This window comes from Rhodococcus sp. FG69, from assembly GCF_057808915.1.
The window spans coordinates 40,223-59,575 of record NZ_JBMDIX010000010.1; the positions used below are offsets into that span (position 1 = coordinate 40,223).

Sequence of the window (19,353 nt, forward strand, 5' to 3'; positions counted from 1 at the left end):
TCTCGACGGATGTTCTACAGCGTGGGGAGCTTGACGACCTGGCCCGCGTACGACAACCCGGCGCCGAACGCGAGGAGCAGCGCGGTGTCGCCGGCCTTCGCCTTTCCGGTACGCAGGAGCTCTTCCATCGCCAGTGGGATCGACGCGGCCGAGGTGTTGCCCGTTTCGGCGATGTCGTTGGCGACGGTAGTTTCCTCGTCGAGGTTCAGGCTTCTGGCCAGCAGCTCGGTGATTCGGCTGTTGGCCTGATGTGGGATGAACGCGTGCAGCTCATCGGTCTTGATGCCCGCGGCGTCGAGGACCCGCTGCGCCGCTTTGCCCATTTCGAAGGCCGCCCAGCGGAAGACGGAGATTCCGTTCATCCTGATCCAGGGACGCTCGAGACCTTCTGTGGTGATGTACTCGTACCAGTCGGTTGTCTGGACGATGGCATCGGCCTGTGAACCGTCGGAGCCCCATACCGCAGGCCCGATCTCGGTCTCGTCGCTCTGTCCGACGACGACAGCACCCGCGCCGTCGGCGAAGATGAATCGCGTGGTGCGGTCGTACGGGTCGGTGGTCACGGAGAGCTGCTCCGCACCGATGACGAGGACATACTGCGAGGTGCCCGCCTTGACCAGGTCGGACGCGACGGCCAACGCATAGCAGAAGCCGGCACATCCGGCGCAGATGTCGAATGCGGCGGGACCTTTGGTGCCGAGTCCGTGCGCGACCTTCGCGGCGGCCTGGGGAGTCAGCTCGAGATGCGTCGAGGTGGCGACGATGACGGTGTCGACTTGCTCGGCCGAGATGCCGCTCGCCTCGAGTGCCTTGCGACCAGCCGAGATGGACATCTGCACGACGTTCTCTTCAGGATCGGCGAACCGCCGGTTCTTGATGCCCGACCGCGTCTGAATCCACTCGTCACTCGAATCGATGAACTCACAGATCTCGTCGTTGGTGACCACCCGCTCCGGGCGGTGGACACCCAGACCCAGCATTTTCGACTGCCGGCCCTGCGTAGTGCTGATCGCACCCATCCAACATTCCTCTCCATCGCTACCGTGCCATCGCCGAGCTTCGGCTCGGGTCTTGGGCACGGGCTAGGTGAACACGTTACGGGTCGAGCTGTTTCGGATGTCACACCAGTTCGGCGATCAGCCCTGCGACCTCGGCGGGCTGATCGATCATCGCGTGGTGATGCGCGTGCTCGACCACGGTGAACTTCGCGTCGAGGTAGCGCGCAAGACGTCGCTGCTTGTTCAGCCACGCGCGTCCCCACGGGGTCGGGCAGCCGGTGTGAGCGGCGGCAACGGTCACGGGCACTGGCTTCTGGTCACTCCGCAGGCTCCGCTCCTGCTTCTGGGGCATCGACGTCCGTCGCCGGATCGTGTTCAGCTCGGCGGCCATGTCCGGATAGACGAAGTCCTCGACGAGGGCTGCTTCCAGGTACGACGGTGTCCGGTAGATCTGTTCGATCCAGTCGTACGTCTCGATCGGGATTCCGTCGGGTGGGATCGACTGGTTCAGAATCTTCCTGACGGTTGTCGCCAAGAGACGTTGAATACCGCTCGCCGTGGATACCCTGGCGAGACCGTAGGCCGCAGCGACGCGGATACGTTTGGGGATCACTGCCCACGGATCGCGCTCGGCACTTGAATCGAGCAGTAGCACCCCGGCCGTCCGCTCTGGCTCGAGCCGAGCGAACGCCTCCACGTAGAAACCAGCAAGAGAATGCCCGACGACGACAGCAGGCGTCGTCAGCTCCAGCACGTCGAGGACCCCGAGGATCCGGTGTGCTTCACCGGCGACGGTCGGTGTCGTCCCGCGCGGGAACGGTTCACTGAGTCCGAATCCGGGCCGGTCGAACACGACGACCGTGTGAAACGCCGACAGAATGCGGGCGCAGTCGTCCCAGTCGAACCAGTTGCCTCCTAGACCGCCACACAGCACCACCGTCGGGCCGGCGCCGGTGACCACGACATGAGTCTCGAGTCCGTCGACCGTCACGAAGCGCCCCGGCGGCTGCAGGGCCGAGTGAAGCCGTTGTTTCATGTGAAACATCTACTGTCGCGGTTTGGCGAGCGGGAACGCAAGGGTCTCCCGAATGCTGCCTCCGGTGATGAGCATGACGACGCGGTCGACGCCCATGCCGAGGCCGCCGGTCGGCGGCATGCCGTATTCGAGTGCCTGCAGGAAGTCCTCGTCGAGCGACATCGCTTCCTCGTCGCCGCCTGCCGCGAGCATCGACTGCTCGGTCAGACGCTGGCGCTGATCGACCGGGTCGGTCAGCTCGCTGTAGGCGGTGCCGAGTTCGACCCCCCAGGCGACGAGGTCCCACTTCTCGGCGACGCCGGGGATGGACCGGTGCGGTCTGGTCAACGGCGACATCGACGTCGGGAAGTCCTTGTAGAACGTCGGGAACTCGGTGTAGTCCTCTACCACGTGCTCGTACATTCCCTGTGCGACTGCCCCTGCATCCCAGTCCTTTTCGTACGGAATGTCGTTCTCGTCGCAGATGCGCTGCAAGTCCTCGAGGGGGGTGTGCGGCGCGACGTCGATGCCGAGTTTTTCCGCGACGGCTCCGTGCAGTGTCTTGACCGGCCACTCACCCGAGATGTCGATCTCGATCATCTCGCCGTTGGGGCCGTCGGGCCGCAATACGATCTCCCGTCCGTGTGCGGCCACGGCCGCCTTCTGAATCAGCTCGCGGCACAGCACCATTGCACGTTCGTAGTCACTGTGCGCCTCGTACGCCTCGAGGATGGTGAACTCCGGGTTGTGCTTGAAGTCGGCGCCTTCGTTACGGAACACTCGGCCGATCTCGAAGACCTTGTCCATGCCACCGACACACAGCCGCTTCAGGTACAGCTCCGGGGCAATGCGTAGGTACAGGTCGAGGTTGTAGGCATTGATGTGCGTGATGAACGGCGCGGCGTTGGCACCGCCGTGCACCTGCTGCAGGATCGGGGTCTCGACTTCCATGTAGCCGCGGTCGGACAGCGAATCACGCAGGGATTTCACGACATTGCTGCGCGCGATCATCAGCTCCCGCGCGCTGCGGTTGATCGCGAGATCGACGTACCGCTGACGAACACGCGACTCTGGATCGGTCAGTCCCTTCCACTTGTCCGGCAGGGGGTGCAGGCATTTGGCGTTCATGCGCCAATCCGACGCGAGCAGCGAGAACTCGCCCTTCTTGCTGCGCCCGATCACTCCGCTGACCTCGATGAGATCACCGAGGTCGAAGTCGGAGTCGAAGCTGTCCATCCTCTCGCCGACCTGTGCTCGGTCGAAGAGCACTTGGATGTCGTCGGTCCAGTCTCGAACCAGGGCGAACGCGACGCCGCCGTAGTCACGAATCCGCAGTATCCGTCCCGCAATTCGGACTGTCGTGCCTTGGGGTGCGGCAAGAGCCTCGGCGACGGAATGCGTCGGGGCTTGGGCGACGGGATAGCCTTCGATGCCCTCACTGGTCAGACGATCCAGCTTGGAGATGCGCACACGCACCTGATCGGGACGCTTGGGACCGGTCCGTGGCTTCTCGTCGTCGAGCAGATCGAGGCCACCGCCTCGTGGCCCGCTGCCGTCCGCGTGGATGTCCTCGCTTCCGACGAGGTTCGCGGGCACGGCGACATGGCTGCCGGTGTGCTTGCTGGCGCGCCGGAAGCTGGGGAGGGTCAGGAATCCCTCGGCGATGGCGGATGCGATGCCGACCTTGGGAAGTTCGCGATTGTCGGCGAAGCAGAGGTACCTCGGCTCCCAGTCGGGCTGGTACTTGAGGTTGGAGCGATACAGCGCCTCCAACTGCCACCAGCGGGAGAAGAACACGAGCACCGAACGCCAAATGCGAAGCACTGGACCAGCACCGATGCGGCTTCCTTCTTCGAAGACAGCACGGAACACGGCGAAGTTCAGGGAGATCTTGGAAATGCCGAACTGGTCACCTCCGGTCGCCAGGTCCGTCACCAGCAGCTCGATGACCCCGTTGGGGGACTGCGGGTCGCGTCGCATCAGATCGAGTGACACGCCGGTGCGTCCCCACGGCGCGAGCGAAAGAACGGCCACCGTCTTCTCGTCCTGCCGCGCCTGAACGAGCAGGCAGTCGCCGTCGAGTGGATCTCCGAGACGGCCGAGCGCCATCGAGAATCCACGCTCGGTCTCGGTGTCACGCCAATTATCCGCGCACTCGATGATCTCGGCCATCTCCTGCGCCGGGATATCGCGGTGACGCCTGATGGTTGTCGTGACGCCGGCGTTGCGGGCGCGGTTGACGGCCTGGCGAACCGGGCGCATCTCCCGTCCGCTCACGTTGAACTGTTTGGTGTAAAGGATGGCCTCGTCGCCGAGTTGGAGGACGCTGAGTCCCGCGCGCTTGAACGCCGTCGCACCGTTTTCGCTGGCGCCCATGACCGCTGGACTCCATCCGTACTTCTCGGTGAGTTCCAGCCAGGCCTCGATGGCATGCGGCCAGGCCTCGGGATTCCCGATGGGATCACCGCTGGCGAGACAGACACCGACCTCGACGCGATACGTCACCGCGGCCTTTCCACTCGGCGCGAAGACGACGCCCTTGTCGCGACGGGTGGCGAAGTATCCGAGAGAGTCGTCTGCTCCCCATTTGTCGAGGAGGCCGCGAAGGGCGGACTCGTCGCTGCCGGTCAGTGCATTCGACGAGCGTTGCGAGCGGAACAGCGTCACGACCGCGGCCAGCAGCGCGAGTGCGCCGAACAAACCCAGGAGGGTGTTGACGAATCCGTGTGGGCGACCGTCGAACTGCTCGTTGTCGACCGTCGCGAGTGCGGTGACCCGGTTGAACGCCCACAGGAACGTCTGGCTCTCCGGGAGTGTGCCGGGGAACAGTGCGACGAGACCCCACCCGACGAGTGTGCCGACCACCGCGCCGAGCACCAGAACCCCGAGTGCTTTCCACGCGGCGCCGCGTCGAACCCGCGTGTAGAACTCCTTGCGTGCCGCAATGAGGATGCCGAGGATGACGATGTGGACGCCCAGTGCAACCCACGCGTTGATGTCCCTGCCGTTGAGTCCTTCACTCAGGTTGTTCAACGAGACGAGTACGAGATACACCGTCAGGAACCACCACGCGATGCGCTTGCGGCTCGCGAGGGCTGCCGCGGTGAGGCCCACGACGAGCGCCCAGGCAAGCGAGGTATCCGGCGCGTCGAAGTAGTAGTTGTCGACGAACTCGCGGGGAACCCGAATCACCACACGTAGAGCGGGCGAGAGGCTCCAGAGGAACACGAGCACCGCGAAGATTCCGAGGACGAGCCCGGCGATGTGCGGAACCTGTCGAAGTGGGCCGTGTTCGGGCGGCACGAACGCTCGTGGGGCCTTCTTCTCGACGTGCTTGTCGACGTGCTCCGATTCCTCCATCGAGACCGAAGTTCTGGTCAATGCCCACTCCTGCCGTCAGCGCTACCTCATATCCAAGGGCAACATATCCAAGGGCAACGGTAGCGCCGACGGCGAGGGTAGTGCTGTCCATTCGGAGTGTGGACTGCGGTTATCACCCTTTCCGGGTACCAGTCTCAGTGCTGACGTACTGCGGTGTGCTTGCCGGCGATGGCGAGTGCTGTCCGCAGACCACGACGTTTGCCGGTCTCCGGATCGACGCCGAACACTTCCTTCACGCCACCGCGGATACGGAACTTCAGTTCCGAGGATGTTTCGGGTGCGTCGTCGGCGGTGGCGGACAGGAATCGGTTGGGGAGCGAGAGCTTGAGGATGGTCCTGAGCGTCTGGCCGTACTGGTGCGGCAACGATCCCGTCGTGTACGGCAGGTCGTATTTGTCGCACAGAGCGCGAATCTTGACCGCAATCTCGGCATAACGGTTGCTCGGCAGGTCCGGAAATAGGTGGTGCTCGATCTGGTAGCAGAGGTTGCCGCTCATGAACGCGAGCATGGGGCCGGCCCGGAAGTTGGCGCTGCCCAGCATCTGACGCAGATACCACTCCGGCTGAGTCTCGGTCTCGTACTCCTCGAGCGTGAACTTCTCCGCACCGTCCGGGAAGTGCCCGCAGAATATGACGCCGTACGTCCAGTAGTTGCGGATGAAGTTCGCCGTCGCGTTGGCAGTCAATGTCGACTTCCACGCCGGACCGGTCAGCAACGGGAAGAGGATGTAGTCTTTGCCGATCTGCCTGCCGATCTTGCGCAGAACATCGATCGCCATCTCTTTCTTGTCTTCCCACTTCACCTCACCGGTACGAAGCTTGTCGGTCTCGAGGTGATGCAGTGCGACGCCCCACTCGAAGAACGTAGCGAGAAGCGCGTTGACCAGGGGCTGCGCGAGGTACTTGGGGTGCCACTCCTGGTCGCGGGTGATACGCAGGACGCCGTAGCCGACATCGTTGTCCAGGCCGACGATGTTGGTGTACTTGTGGTGCGTGAAGTTGTGCGAATGCTTCCAACCGGACGACGGGCAGGTGTTGTCCCACTCCCAGTTGCTCGAATGGATCTCGGGATCATTCATCCAATCCCATTGGCCGTGAATCACGTTGTGGCCCAGCTCCATGTTCTCGATGATCTTGCCGACCCCGAGCATCGCCGAACCCAGCAACCACGCCGGGCGCTTCCTGCTCGCGAACAGAACCAGACGGCCCGCTACGACCAGCGAACGCTGGAACGTGATGGTCCGCTGAATGTATCGGGCGTCGCGCTCTCCCCGTGAATCCTCCACATCGCGCCGAATAGCGTCCAATTCCGCACCCAAGGCCTCGATATCCGCCTCGGTAAGATGGGCGTACTCCTGAATGTCCGATATAGCCATGCTTTCCCTCCCCAGGTTCCATTGCGTCAGGGGCCCCCATGTGGCCCCCGACACACCCTCAACGGTACGGGCCATCGGCCGGGGCGTCGAGCGGGTGGGTGGGTGTGGGGGCTGGGGGTGGGGTTGGGACCGAATGTCTGTTTGGGTCACCCTTGGAGTGACCGAATGTCTGTTTCGGTCACTTGGGGTGAGCGAAAGTCTGTCTGGGTCACTCTGAGTGTGCGACTGTCTCATTCGGTCACCGGCGTAGTAGCGAATGTCTCATTCGGTCACTTGTAGGCGAATCGAATGTCTCATTCGGTCACTCCATGGACCCGAGAATTCATCCACACCCTAGGAAGTTATCCACAGGGGCGCGGTCGACCAGCCATATTTGTCGCACCCCTGGGTTTCTATGTGTGCCATGAAACGTGGGGGATGGGCAGACGACAATTACGCGCTGCAACAGAAATCGAAGAACGGGGTCATCAGGACGTCCGTACTCAGGGCGATGGGGGTGGGAGCAAAGACGATCGTGGACAGAACATCGGGCGGACCGTGGCAGCGAATCTTGCCGGGACTGATTCTGCTGCACAACGGTCAACCGTCCCGACACCAGCGCGACACTGCCGCCAGCATGTACGGCGGCGACGGTTCGATGCTGAGTGGCCGGGCTGGTCTCGCGCTCCACGGGTTCGGTGCGTCCAAGTCGTCGGCAGGTATTTTGATACTGATACCGCCTGGGCGACACCGCAAAGATGTGTCGTTCATCGTCACCGAGCGAACAGAACGAATGCCGGCCGCAACGATCAAAATGGGTCTACCGGTAGCACCGATAGATCGATGCTTGCTCGACGCGGCCCGGCGAATTCGCGATCGCCGGACGTGTATCGCCCTGATCGCCGAGGTCGTTCAACGCGGAGTCGTCGACGTCGGCTCACTTCTCACAGAACTGGACGACGGTTGCGGCCGAGGAAGCGCTGTTCCGCGGCGTGCGCTGCATGAACTTCTCGGTGGTGCGCATTCCGTGGCCGAGGTGGACGCCGAGAAGTTGTACGAGCGCAGCGGCCTCCCACCGAGCCAAACCAACGTCGATCTGTACACGGAGGACGGTGTGTTCATCATGAACACAGACAGGTGGTTCGACGAGGTGGCGCTTGCCAACGAAATCGATTCGTACCTACACCATGCGAGTCCTGCGGATTACGAAAAGACCGTCAAGCGACGGGCCGGTGCGGAAGGCCATGGTGTCATCGTGACGGCTTTCACGCCGAAAATGATTGCAGAAGAACCACAGAGAGTTATCGAAGAACTTCGTCGCGCGTATCGGAGGGCGCAGGAACGACCACGTCCCAACATCGTCGCCGTACCGCGCGGCACCCGCTACCGTGCGGCCTCGTAGATCCAGATCATCTGCCTGCCGGTCTGGTGCGATGTGGTGACCGGGTGGTCGACGATGCGATCCAAGCGGTACCCCAAACGTTCGGGTACCGCTTGGCTTCGCGCATTCGCTGCATCACAATGAATTTCGACGCGAGAGACTCCGTCCATGCCGACAGCGATCATGGTTAGCGCCGAGCTGGCTCTCGTCGCAATTCCTCGACCCTCGGCAGCTCCGGTCAACCAGTATCCGATCTCGAGTACGTCTTCGGCAGTTCGATGGAGACCGATCTTTCCTAGAACCTCGTTTTTCGACGGGTCGACGACGATGTAGTCGTAGACGCTGCCCGAGTTCCACTGCACGGCGGCGTCGGCAATTCTGCTGCACTGCGCATCGACGCTCACGGCACTGTCGACGGCCCACTCCATCCACGGGGCCAACCGCGAAATGTTCGACGCGATGGCGTCGGCCACCCTCTGAGCGTCGTCGTCCGTTTCGCGTCGGATGACGAGTTGGTCGAGTTCGATGCGCTCGGGCGGTGTCGTCGTCATGACAGCAGTGTGCGGCGGATTCGTTCGCAAAGCGACTGGTTTTCTGAGAACCTCAGGTGACCGAAAGAGACATTCGCTAGTGCCGCAGGTGACCGAATGAGACATTCGCTACTACGCCGGTGACCGAATGAGTCAGTCGCACACTCAGAGTGACCCAGACAGACTTTCGTTCACCCCAAGTGACCGAAACAGACATTCGGTCACTCCAAGGGCGACCGAAACAGACATTCGGTCACCGGAGAGGGGGAACACACCCCCTAAGACGCCCGCCAAGAACGCCAGGTCAGCTTCGCGACCTCGATGACGGGTCCCTCGGGCCTCGCAGACTTGTACTGGTCGTACTTGGCCACGAGAGCGTCGATGGCCGCTGTGCCCGCGTCGGTATCGGCCTCGATGACGCGAGCGGAGCCGCTGGCCCGGACCCACCACAGTTTGTCCCAGTCGTCCTCGTAGTTGTCGACGATCAGGCTTACTGCGGGGTCTGCCCGGATGTTTTCGAGCCTCTGCAGCTTGCGGGTGGATTTGGGTTTCCAGTCGATCGCGGTGACGAGGGTTTCGCCGGTGCGTGCGAAAACGATGGGGACCAGGTGCGGTGTGCCGTCTGGGTTGATCGTGGACAAGAGTGCGCGGCGCGCACCGGAGAAGCGCTCGATTTCGTCGTCGATCTTCACAGCCTCGTTGTCCTCACGTCATATTCAGTGCCCCATTGCATGGGCCGCACGGTCATGCGGATGCGCTGTGCGCGCCGTTCTGGAGAAGGATCGTTTCGAATTGCGCGGCGGTCATGGGAAGCCCCAATAGATGACCTTGCCCGAATGTGACGCCCATGTCGACGCAGGACTCGAGTTGGTCGATGGTCTCGATTCCTTCGGCGACGGTGTCCTTTCCGAGATCGTGGGTCACTTCGACAACTGCTTTGCAGAGCGCGGTCATGGCGCGACGACGCTGGAGATCTTTGCTGTCGAGATGCTGAGTCAGCGATTTGTCGACTTTCAGGATGTCGACGGGCAGTGTGGCGAGGCGTTCGAGTGAGGAGAATCCGGAGCCGAAGTCGTCGATCGCGACGAGTGAACCGTGTCGTCGAACGTCCATGAGTTGGTAGTAGACGGCATCGACGTCGTGCAGCGATTTCGATTCGGCCAATTCGAGGACGAGTCGTCCTGGTTCGATCCCGAGCGAGTCGACGATGCTGTTGACGTCCGTCGCGAGGGTGCCTGCGGCGAAGTGCAGCGGGCTGACGTTGACTCCGACTTGTACGTGGAGGTCCTTGTACTGCCAGGCCGCTAGGGTCCGGCCGACCTGAGTGAGGATCCAGTTGCTCAGTGGAATGATGAGATCCGCGTCCTCGGCCAGGCCGATGAAGCTGTCCGGCATGAGCAGCCCGAGTTCGGGATGGTTCCAGCGGATGAGGGCTTCGGCTCCGACGACAGTCCTCGACGACAGCTCGACGATCGGCTGGTAGACCATTTCGAGCTCGTGCTCGGCCATCGCGACGCCGCGGAGCCGCTCCACCAGCTCCAGTCGCTTTCGGTTGCTGTCGCGCAGCTCTGGTGAGAACACTTGGTGGCTGCTGCGACCGAGTGATTTGGCGGCGTGCATCGCCGTGGTCGCGTCGTGAACGAGCTGCATGGGGTCGACCGTGCTGTGGTTCGAGGTGGCGACGCCGACACTGGCAGTGATGGTGAGGTGTCGGTCGCCGAGTTCGAACGAGGGGTCGAGGACACTGGAGAAACCTGCTGCCATGGCGCGCGCCGCAATTGGTTGGCAGCCTCGGGCGATGACGACGAACTCGTCGCCCGTCAGCCTGCCCAATGTGTCGGTGGGGCGGGTCGAGGCTTTGATGCGAGCGGCGACCAATTGCAGGAGTTCGTCGCCGGACGTCGGGCCGAGTGCGTCGTTGAATTCACGGAATCCGTCGATGTCGACGAGTAGCACGCTGACTTCGTGGTCCGGAGTCCGCACGGCGAGCTCGCGAGCAAGCAAGTATTCGATCTCTTCCCGGTTCGGTAGTCCGGTCAATGGGTCCTGACCAGGGGCTACATCTGCAGTGTCGAGTTCGGCGACGTCCTCGTGAGTCAGATAGAGGCCTGCTCCGTCAGCGAGTCTGATTGCGCGAAGCCGGAAGCGGAATCTGCCTGACTTGTAGTTCATCGAGAACACTCGATGGTCGCCGGTCACGACGCCGTGCAGACCCGCGAGAACTGCGGCAGCGGATTCGTTGCCCTGCGCGGCCGCGCGGCGGCACAGGTCGAAATAGTTGCTGCCGGGACTGAAGGACTTGCCTGCCGGTCCGTCGGCCCAGAACCTGGTCCACACTCGATTGACCAGCATGATCGTTCCGGTGAGATCGAGTACGACCGTGCCGGCCGGCACTGCCTCCAGCATGTTCTGTGCGAGCTCGCCGGTCCATGCGGAGTGGGTGGTCCCGAGCCGCTCCGCGGTGATGTCCGAGGTCCAGATCGCGTATCCGCTGGCTCCGCGCACCGTGCTGTACTGCAGCCATTTATGCAGGCTGTACGAGAAGTCCTCGAAGACGGCAGTGTCGGTGGCGGCGCAGGCGCTCGTGAACTTGGTCCACGCGGTTCCGGTGAACCACGCATCCATGCAGTGACCGACGACTCGGTCGGCAGGCGCCGCGAACAGCGTAATCGCCGCGGGGTTGGCGTAGGTGACAGTGAATACGCTGTCGACCATCAGCAGGGGAGCCGCCATCGAATCCAGATCGCCGTAGGAGCATGCGAACGGGTTCACCGAGGTAGGGCGAGGCGCTGACGGCACTGTGCTCACGCTTCCCCCCTACGGCCGGTCGACCGAACCCAAGAATAGCCCCTAGGTTTGCTTTCGCGCTAGAAACAGGGCAACGACCTTGTTTTGTGCGGTATGAAGACGCCCGGGCCTTACGTGTGACGTTCGGCTGAACGCCGGATCTTCAGCGACCAGGGAGCGTCCGCGATCTCCGGCAGCGTTCCGAGCACCCAACGGGCGGCGTCACGGCCCTGGTCGTACAAGGACTGTGCGACGGTGGTGAGCCCAGCCTCCTGTGCAGCCTCCGAGTCGTCCCAGCCGGTAACCCGGACGTCGGCCCCGACATCCAGGACGCCAAGGGCGAGATCGTCACTGGTGCACAGGATCGCGTCGTACCCGCGTCCGATCAGCTCCTCGGCCGCTCGACGACCTTCGTCGCGTGAATTGGTGGCGACGAACGCGACCGGGATGTCTGCCCAGTCGACACCGGCGTCGACGACGGCTTGTCGGTATCCAGTCAGGCGCGCGGCGGTGACCGGGAACGTGGCGTCGTCTGGGTCGGGGCCGAAGACGATGTCGGTCCGACGATCCCGATCACGCGGAAAGCTGATCACCGCAGGATGTTTCGCTCCCTCGATTCCGACTGCTCCGACCGCGCGTGCGGCGAGGACGTCGTCGATCCCGATCAATTGCGTCCCGGGATAGGACGGCCCGCCCTGAATGCAGATGGGCTTTCCGGTATCGACCACCACGTCGAGCATGGGGTCGTCGACGACGGTCGTCCACAGCACGAAACCGTCGACGTGAGCATCTCGTATCCGGTCCAGATCTGCACCCATCCCCGAGTTGGGGAGCAATACGAGTCCGGAGTTGGTGTCGAGGCAGGCCTCGGCGACACCGGACAGAAATGCTCGCGCCTGCGCGTTCTCGAACGAGTAGGTGAGCTTCTCGGTGAGTACGACGCCCAGGTTGTTGCTCTTTCCGCTGCGCAGAGATTGTGCTGCCCGGTGCGGGCCGGTGTATCCGAGAAGGGCCGCGGCGCCGCGGACCTTGTCCCTCGTCGTCTCGGACACCCGAGCCGGTTGGTTGTAGGTGTACGACACGCTCATGACGGAGACGCCCGCGGCGGCGGCGACGTCTGCCATGGTCGGGCGGGTTCCCATGCCGCAACCCTAGCGTCTTCGCACCCGATGTGTAACGATACACAGCATGATTGACACGAGGATGCCGGGTTCGAACGCCCTTCGCCTGAGCGTGCTCGCGGCCGCCGCGTTCGTCTACGTCACCGCCGAGACGCTTCCGGTGGGGCTTCTACCGGAGATTTCGACGGACATGGGCGTCAGTGAGTCGAGCGTCGGGTTGCTCCTCACCTTCTACGCGTACGGCGTCGCGGTGATGACGATGCCGTTCATGACATTCGTTCGACGTTGGCCGCGTCGGCGCATCGTTGTCGTCACAGTTGCTGCTCTGGCTGTGTCGCAACTGATGTCGGCAATCGCCGTCGGATATCCGATGCTCGTGGTCGCGCGAATGATCTGCGCTTCGACGCACGGCGTGTTCTGGGCTGTCGTCGCACCGGTCGCGGCGTCTCTCGCCGCACCGGGCAAGCAGGGCAAAGCGATTGCGACGGTGTACGCGGGAACGTCGTTGGCACTGGTAGCCGGCAACCCTCTCTCGGCCGCGCTCGGGCAGTGGCTCGGATGGCGGACGGCCTCGGCGTGTATCGGGCTCGTATCCGCGGCCATTGCCATCACTCTGTTCTTCGTGTTGCCGGCGATGAAGGTCGAATCGGTCGGCACGCGGGCTCCGAAGACACGAACCCTCGACCGGTCCTTGCTGATGATCTGTGTCGCCACGTTCCTCGCCGTGCTCGGTCACTTCATCGCATACACCTACTTCTCGTTGCTCGTCGATCGTGGACTCGGTTCGATGGGAACGACATTGACACTGATGCTGCTGTTCTACGGTCTGTGCGGCGTGGTCGGGATCTGGGTGGTCGGAAAGACCTTCGATCGGTGGCCGCGTCGATCGACCATCGGTGCGTTGAGCATCGTCGCGGGGGCGCTGCTCGTGCTGTGGACGACCGTGCAGTCGGTACCGGGATCGCTTGCGGTGCTTGCTGTCCTCGCAATCGGGCTGTGGGGATTCGCATTCACGACAGTCCCGGTGTGCCTACAGTCCTCGGTGCTCAACACCTCCCGCAACGACCCGGATCGCGCGTCGGCGATCTATGTCGTCGCATTCCAGTTGGCCATCGCATCGGGTGCTCTGGTGGGTGGCATCATCGTCGATCGCAGCAGTATCGCGGTCGTCACGATAGTCGCGGCTCTGCTGGTCGCCGCAGCTCTGCTGACGGTTGTGCTCGCTCGCGATGCGTTCCCCGGGCGTCTGCGTGCACCGTCCGAACAGGCACGCCAGCCGGCATGAGCAACCTGTGCACCAGCTCGGACAGGATCTCGATACCATCGGTGGAGAGTATGGACTCGGGGTGGAACTGGATCGACTCGAACCCGCTGCCCCGCAGGGCATTGACCTCGATACCGTCCGCCGAGACCAGGGCGCCGTCGACAGGACCCGCGGTGGCCGCGAAGGTGTTGTAGAAGCCGACGGTGCGAGTCACCCCGAAGACGTCGGCCACCTTCTGCACTCCTTGTTGCGGGCGGTCGAGTGCGACGACGTCCAAACCCAGCAGCCCAGCCAACACTTGGTGGCTCAGGCAAATGGCAAGCAGCGGAGAACCACTCGTAAGCCGTTCGCGCAGAGCAGCTTCCACCGCACTGATCCGGGCATTCGACGAGTCGCGAGGGTCACCCGGTCCGGGCCCGCAGACCAAGAGGTCGGCGTCGCTCGACACATAGTCCTCCCACCGAACGACGGACACAGCCATGCCGAGGTGCCTCAACTGGTGCGCGAGCATCGCTGTCCATTGGTCCTCGAAGTCGACGACAACGGCGGTCTTGCCACTGAGATCTGTGACCACCGTCGGCTGTTCGTCGAGCCAGAACGACGCCAGCTTTTTGTTTCTATGTGCCAGAGCGTCGGATACGCCTGGAAATTCCGACAACCGCACCGCTGCGGAGGCGCGCGGTCTCGGGGCCTCGACGCCGAGAGCAGCCAGAACGCCGCCGAGCTTCGATCTCGTCTCGGCCACTTCGTGTTCGGGAACCGAGTTGCGCACCAGCGTCGCACCGGCCGAGATCTTCAGCTCGCCGTCGGGGGCGATTTCGCAGGTCCGAATGAGAATCGGCGCATCGACGGTGGACACACCGTGAGCACTCTCGAACAGCGCCAGCACTCCTGAGTAGTACCCACGCCCGGAGGTCTCGTAGCGTTCGATGACGCGAGCCGCGTTCTCGATCGGCGAACCGGTGACCGTCGGCGCGAACATCGTCCGGCGCAGGATCTCGCGTGGGTCGAGCGAGCATTCACCGACGAGGACGTACTCGGTGTGGGTCAGATGTCCCATCTGCTTGAGGCGTGGCCCGATGACGCGACCGCCTTCTGCGCAGATCCGGCTCATCATCTTCAGTTCCTCGTCGACCACCATGAACAGTTCGGCGTTCTCCTTTGCATCGCCCAGGAAGTCGAGAACGCCTTCACCGGAGGGTCCTTCGACCGGATGCCGGTAGGTGCCACTGATCGGATTCATGATGGCGGAGGTGCCGTCGAATCCGACATGACGCTCGGGCGTCGCACCGACGAGGGTGATCGACGGTGTGTGGACGAAAAAGGTCCAGTAGGAGCCGGATTCGTCGAGTAGCAGTCGCCGAAAGATTTCGAGTCCGCTTCGCGAAGCGTCAGCGAGCCGCGCACGAAAGTCGCGACGGATGACGAAGTTCGCACCTGCTCCGGTACCGATCTCGTCGGCGAGAACTCGCGCGACGATCGATCCGTACTCGTTGTCTGCGGGTTCGAAGCGGCCATCGGTCACGCTCAACTCGGTCGGAGATATGGCGGCCAGTACTTCGTCCACGCTTACCTGTGCGTGTTCGCGAACCCGAAGGCAGTGCAAGGCGGCGTCGTCGTGGTGGCAGACGAATCCGCGTTCGGAGATCTGGCGGAACGGCACGAGGGCGAGCACATCGGGGCCGTCGGTCCCTGGATCGAGTGGGATGTCGGCCAATGAATCGACGGTGACGACGTCCCCGATCAAAACATCGACGCCGTGCTCACGGCTCAGCAGTGCGTAGTGCTCGGAGCCGGACAGGGCTCTGGTCAGTAGGTCGTTCATCGAAAGCCTCTCGGGTGAGAACGGACTTCGAGAGTGACCAGGACATGAAAAATGGCCACCTCGAAAGGCGGCCACAGGTAGATCTACGCGAGGTGTGGGCGCCTAGGAGCGCCACCACCATGATCCTGCTACGGAGCGGTTCGCGTACATGGTCGCTCACTGTACACACCCTCGGCAGGATAAGGTCAGCCTCGGACCGCTCGCGCGGTCACGTGAGGTGCAAGGGAACCCGGTGAGACTCCGGGACTGACGCGCAACGGTAACTGTCTCGTTCACGAACAGGAGTCCGATCGCTTGCTCACCACGATCTTTCGACCCGAAGGCTCCGCGAGACGAGCCCCTAGTAGAAAGTTTTCGCCCTCCTTATGGCCATGCGTACCTCCCTGTGCTTCCCCGCGCTTGCGGCGGCAATGATCCTGTCGAGCTGCTCCTCGGGCTCGACCACCACCGAAGCGCAGATACCCAACTCCAACTCGAGCTACCCGCTGATCATCACCAACTGTGGGCAGGACGTCGTCGTCGATGCACCTCCGCAACGCGCAGTTTCGCTCAATCAGAGTTCGACGGAGATCCTGCTGAGCCTCGGACTCGCCGATCGGATGGTCGGAACCGCGACGTGGACCGATCCGGTCCGCGACAACCTGGCGTCGGACAACGACAAGGTCCCGCGCCTGGCGGACAACAAGCCCGCCCTCGAGGTCGTCCTCGATGCCGAGCCGGACTTCGTGTCGGCGTCGTTCGGCGGCACGCTCGGCCCGGGAGGCGTCGCCGATCGCGGTCAGTTCGAGCAACTCGGCGTCCCCAACTATCTTTCGCCGACGGACTGCAACGGCAAGACCGACGAGAGCGTCAACTCCGACGGTGCCCGCACCGACCCACTCGAGATAGCCACGGTCTACGAGGAGATCCGCGATCTCGCAGCAATCTTCGACGTACGCGAACGTGGTGAGCGCTTCATCGGTGAACTTCAGGATCGCTTCGAGACGGCATCGGGGGCGGTCACGGCATCGGGCACGTCGCTGGTCTACTGGTTCGCCGACACCGCGACCCCGTACATGGCAGGTTGCTGCGGGTCTTCGGGAATCATCACCAGTTCGGTAGGTGCACAGAACATCTACTCCGACACCACCGACGAATGGCCCCAGGTGAGTTGGGAGTCGGTCGCGGATCGAAACCCCACCGCCTTCGTGCTCGCCGATCTGAGCCGTCGGACACTGGCCGGTGACTCCCTCGATTCGAAGATCGAGTTCCTCGAGTCCGATCCGGTGACGCGAAGACTGCAGGCCGTGGTCGACAAGCGCTATATCGTCGTCAACGGCGCCGATCTGAACCCGTCGATCCGCACCGTCGACGGCGTCGAAAAGGTGGCGGCCGCATTGCAGGGCTGGGGCTTGGCGAATTGACCGCCAAGCGGAGCCTTCTGCTGCCGCTACTGCTGGTCGGCTCTGTAGTTCTGACGCTGTCGATCGCGTTCGCGATCACGATCGGCCCGGCGAGCCTGTCGGTGTCCGATGTGTATCGCATCGTGCTCGAGCACGTGGGTATCGGGAACTCGAACGTGAGCAGAATCAAGGACGGCATCGTCTGGGAACTTCGGCTTCCCCGTACGCTGCTGGCCGCGATCTGCGGTGCTGGGCTGGCGCTGTGCGGGGCGATCATGCAGTCGCTGCTTCGTAATCCGCTGGCGGATCCGTTCGTGCTCGGTATTTCCTCGGGTGCTTCGACGGGGGCCGTGCTGGTGGCGGTTCTCGGCATCGGCAGCGGTGTGTTGTCGTTGTCCACGGGCGCATTCGTCGGCGCAGTGTTGTCGTTCGTGTTGGTGATGCTGCTTGCCACCGGCGCCGGAGGCGGTACCGATCGAGTAGTTCTCGCCGGAGTCGCGGGCACGCAGCTTTTCTCGGCGCTGACCTCGTTCATCGTGATCTCATCGGCGGATGCCGAGCAGACGCGTGGAATTCTGTTCTGGTTGCTCGGTTCGCTCGCCGGTGCAGACTGGGCCGATGTCGCAATGTGTGGATCCATCTGTGCCGTAGGCATTGTCGTGTGCTTGCTGAATTCGGCGGCGCTCGACGCCTTCACATTCGGCAACGACGCTGCAGCCACACTCGGTGTGTCCGTGAAGTGGATTCGGCTACTGCTGCTCGTGATCACGGCACTGATCACCGCGACGCTCGTCAGTGCCGCGGGTGCAATCGGATTCGTCGGCCTCGTCCTACCGCACGCGGCCAGATTCCTCGTCGGAGCCAGCCACCGTCGACTGCTGCCGACGACGGTGCTCGTCGGCGCCATCTTCATGGTGTGGGTCGATGCGGTCGCGCGCACCGTATTTCAACCGCAGGAAATTCCGGTCGGAGTGGTGACTGCGCTGGTCGGTGTACCTGCATTCGCGGCGATTCTGTATCGGATGCGGAGAAGTCGATGACTATTCGAGCTAGGGGAATTCACTGGTCGAGGGGTTCGCAGCCGATCCTCGGCGGCGTCGACTTCGAACCGGAGCCCGGCGAGACGGTAGGTCTGATCGGTCCCAACGGATCGGGGAAGTCCTCGCTGCTGCGCATTCTGGCCGGCATCGTCGCACCCGACGAGGGAATCGTGTCGCTGGCCGACACTGCGTTGACGTCGATGCGGCGTAGGCAGATAGCGCGACGGGTCGCGATGGTCGATCAGCACTCGGACACCGACGTCGACATCTCGGTGCAAGAAGTGGTGCGCTTGGGGCGGATCCCGCACCAGGGCATCTTCGGCGGTGACTCGGCGGTGGACGATCGAGCTGTTGCGCGCGCGCTCGAGCAGACCGGCATGACGTCGAGATCTCATCGGATGTGGCACACACTGTCCGGAGGTGAACGGCAGCGCGTGCAGATTGCTCGGGCTCTGGCTCAGGAGCCGACGGAGCTACTGCTGGACGAGCCGACCAATCATCTCGATATCCAACACCAACTGGACATCCTGGCGTTGGTGTCGGAACTGCCGTTGACGAGTTTCATCGCGTTGCACGACTTGAATCTGGCGGCGATGTTCTGCGACCGCATCGTGGTGCTTCGCGAAGGCACGGTCGTGGCCGTCGGGGCTCCGGCGGAGGTGATAACGGAAGGACTCGTCCAGGATGTGTACAACGTGCAGGCCGACGTCGAGCTCGACGACACCGGAACATATCCCCAGGTGACGTACAGGAGACGGCGGGTTCCACCCCCAGTGGCGCGCTCGAGTGCATCGGAACGCACTTAACCGTGCCACTGCGGCGCAGCCGCCTTAGCCGACTGCGGCGGAGCCGCCTTAGCCGACTGCGGCGGAGCCGCTGGAAGCCTTAGCTGTCCGGGTTCCGCTGGTTCCGCGCTGCCCGACGCTGTTCCTCGGCGCGAGCCCGGCACTGACGCAGGAATTCCTCGTCCGCGTCGGGGCTGGTTGCGACGGCTCGGCCGGGTTTGGCGTCGTACTCGGGAAACGCAGAGTTGCTTCTCTGTCCCGAACCGGCGCCGCCCCAGATACCGCCGTCGATCGGCCGTCCGACCAGCAGCCACACGATCGACCCGGCGAGCGGAATGAAGATCACCAGCAGTAGCCACAGCATCTTGGGAAGGTGTCGCACTCCTGAGTCGTCGGCGGTGATGACGTCGATGAGGCAGAACACCCACAGGATCATGATGATCAGGCCGAGATATGGCACGTACGTCCTCCCCAACGCGACCGGGGAGC

Annotated in this window: 15 protein-coding genes and 1 riboswitch; of the genes, 5 read left to right on the forward strand and 10 right to left on the reverse strand. The window is 63.2% G+C overall.

The features are described from left to right. Nucleotides 1-14: 14 nt before the first annotated feature. From ACODSO_RS09935 to ACODSO_RS09950, 4 genes are all read right to left on the reverse strand, one after another. Nucleotides 15-1,019 (reverse strand): beta-ketoacyl-ACP synthase III, encoded by a 1,005-nt coding sequence (locus tag ACODSO_RS09935; protein WP_489036766.1) that lies wholly within the window; start codon nt 1,017-1,019, stop codon nt 15-17. Between the two features lie 100 nt (nt 1,020-1,119). Then, nucleotides 1,120-2,043 (reverse strand): alpha/beta fold hydrolase, encoded by a 924-nt coding sequence (locus tag ACODSO_RS09940; RefSeq protein ID WP_489036767.1) that lies wholly within the window; start codon nt 2,041-2,043, stop codon nt 1,120-1,122. Then, nucleotides 2,044-5,394, reverse strand: coding sequence for a bifunctional lysylphosphatidylglycerol synthetase/lysine--tRNA ligase LysX (lysX, locus tag ACODSO_RS09945; RefSeq protein WP_489036768.1), 3,351 nt, complete (start codon nt 5,392-5,394; stop codon nt 2,044-2,046). A gap of 134 nt (nt 5,395-5,528) precedes the next feature. After that, the gene (locus ACODSO_RS09950; protein ID WP_489036770.1) at nt 5,529-6,770 is read right to left on the reverse strand and encodes a fatty acid desaturase family protein; all 1,242 of its coding nucleotides are present in this window, start codon (nt 6,768-6,770) and stop codon (nt 5,529-5,531) included. Between the two features lie 403 nt (nt 6,771-7,173). Here ACODSO_RS09950 and ACODSO_RS09955 point away from each other — a divergent pair, with 403 nt between their 5' ends. Beyond that, entirely contained in the window at nt 7,174-8,151 is a 978-nt protein-coding gene (locus ACODSO_RS09955) for a hypothetical protein (protein ID WP_489036771.1), read from the forward strand. Here the strand turns inward: ACODSO_RS09955 and ACODSO_RS09960 are convergent. The 4 genes from ACODSO_RS09960 to ACODSO_RS09975 form a co-directional block, all read right to left on the reverse strand. Further along, nucleotides 8,133-8,681: a GNAT family N-acetyltransferase gene (locus ACODSO_RS09960; RefSeq protein WP_489036773.1), complete on the reverse strand. Its 549-nt coding sequence runs from the start codon at nt 8,679-8,681 to the stop codon at nt 8,133-8,135. The two genes, ACODSO_RS09955 and ACODSO_RS09960, sit on opposite strands and share 19 nt — an antisense overlap. Before the next feature lie 257 nt (nt 8,682-8,938). Further along, entirely contained in the window at nt 8,939-9,352 is a 414-nt protein-coding gene (locus ACODSO_RS09965; RefSeq protein WP_489036775.1) for a TIGR03668 family PPOX class F420-dependent oxidoreductase, read from the reverse strand. Nucleotides 9,353-9,404: 52 nt separating this feature from the next. Continuing rightward, a complete protein-coding gene (locus ACODSO_RS09970; protein ID WP_489036776.1) occupies nt 9,405-11,468 on the reverse strand; it encodes a putative bifunctional diguanylate cyclase/phosphodiesterase in 2,064 nt (687 codons plus the stop codon). 110 nt (nt 11,469-11,578) lie between these two features. Continuing rightward, nucleotides 11,579-12,589: a LacI family DNA-binding transcriptional regulator gene (locus ACODSO_RS09975; protein WP_489036778.1), complete on the reverse strand. Its 1,011-nt coding sequence runs from the start codon at nt 12,587-12,589 to the stop codon at nt 11,579-11,581. A gap of 46 nt (nt 12,590-12,635) precedes the next feature. Between ACODSO_RS09975 and ACODSO_RS09980 the strand changes: the two genes are divergently transcribed. After that, entirely contained in the window at nt 12,636-13,853 is a 1,218-nt protein-coding gene (locus ACODSO_RS09980; protein WP_489036780.1) for an MFS transporter, read from the forward strand. Here ACODSO_RS09980 and ACODSO_RS09985 read toward each other — a convergent pair. Next, on the reverse strand, nt 13,738-15,657 hold the full coding sequence (locus tag ACODSO_RS09985; RefSeq protein ID WP_489036781.1) for an anthranilate synthase family protein: 1,920 nt from the start codon (nt 15,655-15,657) through the stop codon (nt 13,738-13,740). The two genes, ACODSO_RS09980 and ACODSO_RS09985, sit on opposite strands and share 116 nt — an antisense overlap. Before the next feature lie 176 nt (nt 15,658-15,833). Beyond that, nucleotides 15,834-15,966, forward strand: a riboswitch (cobalamin riboswitch). 62 nt (nt 15,967-16,028) lie between these two features. On the opposite strand from ACODSO_RS09985, the gene ACODSO_RS09990 reads away from it, so the two are divergent. The 3 genes from ACODSO_RS09990 to ACODSO_RS10000 are packed head-to-tail and all read left to right on the forward strand — an operon-like array spanning nt 16,029 to nt 18,885. Then, the gene (locus ACODSO_RS09990; protein WP_489036783.1) at nt 16,029-17,060 is read left to right on the forward strand and encodes an ABC transporter substrate-binding protein; all 1,032 of its coding nucleotides are present in this window, start codon (nt 16,029-16,031) and stop codon (nt 17,058-17,060) included. Continuing rightward, the gene (locus ACODSO_RS09995; protein WP_489036784.1) at nt 17,057-18,079 is read left to right on the forward strand and encodes a FecCD family ABC transporter permease; all 1,023 of its coding nucleotides are present in this window, start codon (nt 17,057-17,059) and stop codon (nt 18,077-18,079) included. The genes ACODSO_RS09990 and ACODSO_RS09995 overlap by 4 nt, the downstream gene beginning before the upstream one ends. Beyond that, on the forward strand, nt 18,076-18,885 hold the full coding sequence (locus tag ACODSO_RS10000) for an ABC transporter ATP-binding protein (RefSeq protein WP_489036786.1): 810 nt from the start codon (nt 18,076-18,078) through the stop codon (nt 18,883-18,885). Before ACODSO_RS09995 ends, ACODSO_RS10000 begins: the two co-directional genes overlap by 4 nt. Nucleotides 18,886-18,964: 79 nt before the next feature. Here the strand turns inward: ACODSO_RS10000 and ACODSO_RS10005 are convergent, their stop codons facing one another. Beyond that, on the reverse strand, nt 18,965-19,324 hold the full coding sequence (locus tag ACODSO_RS10005; protein ID WP_489036788.1) for a PLD nuclease N-terminal domain-containing protein: 360 nt from the start codon (nt 19,322-19,324) through the stop codon (nt 18,965-18,967). Nucleotides 19,325-19,353 lie beyond the last annotated feature (29 nt).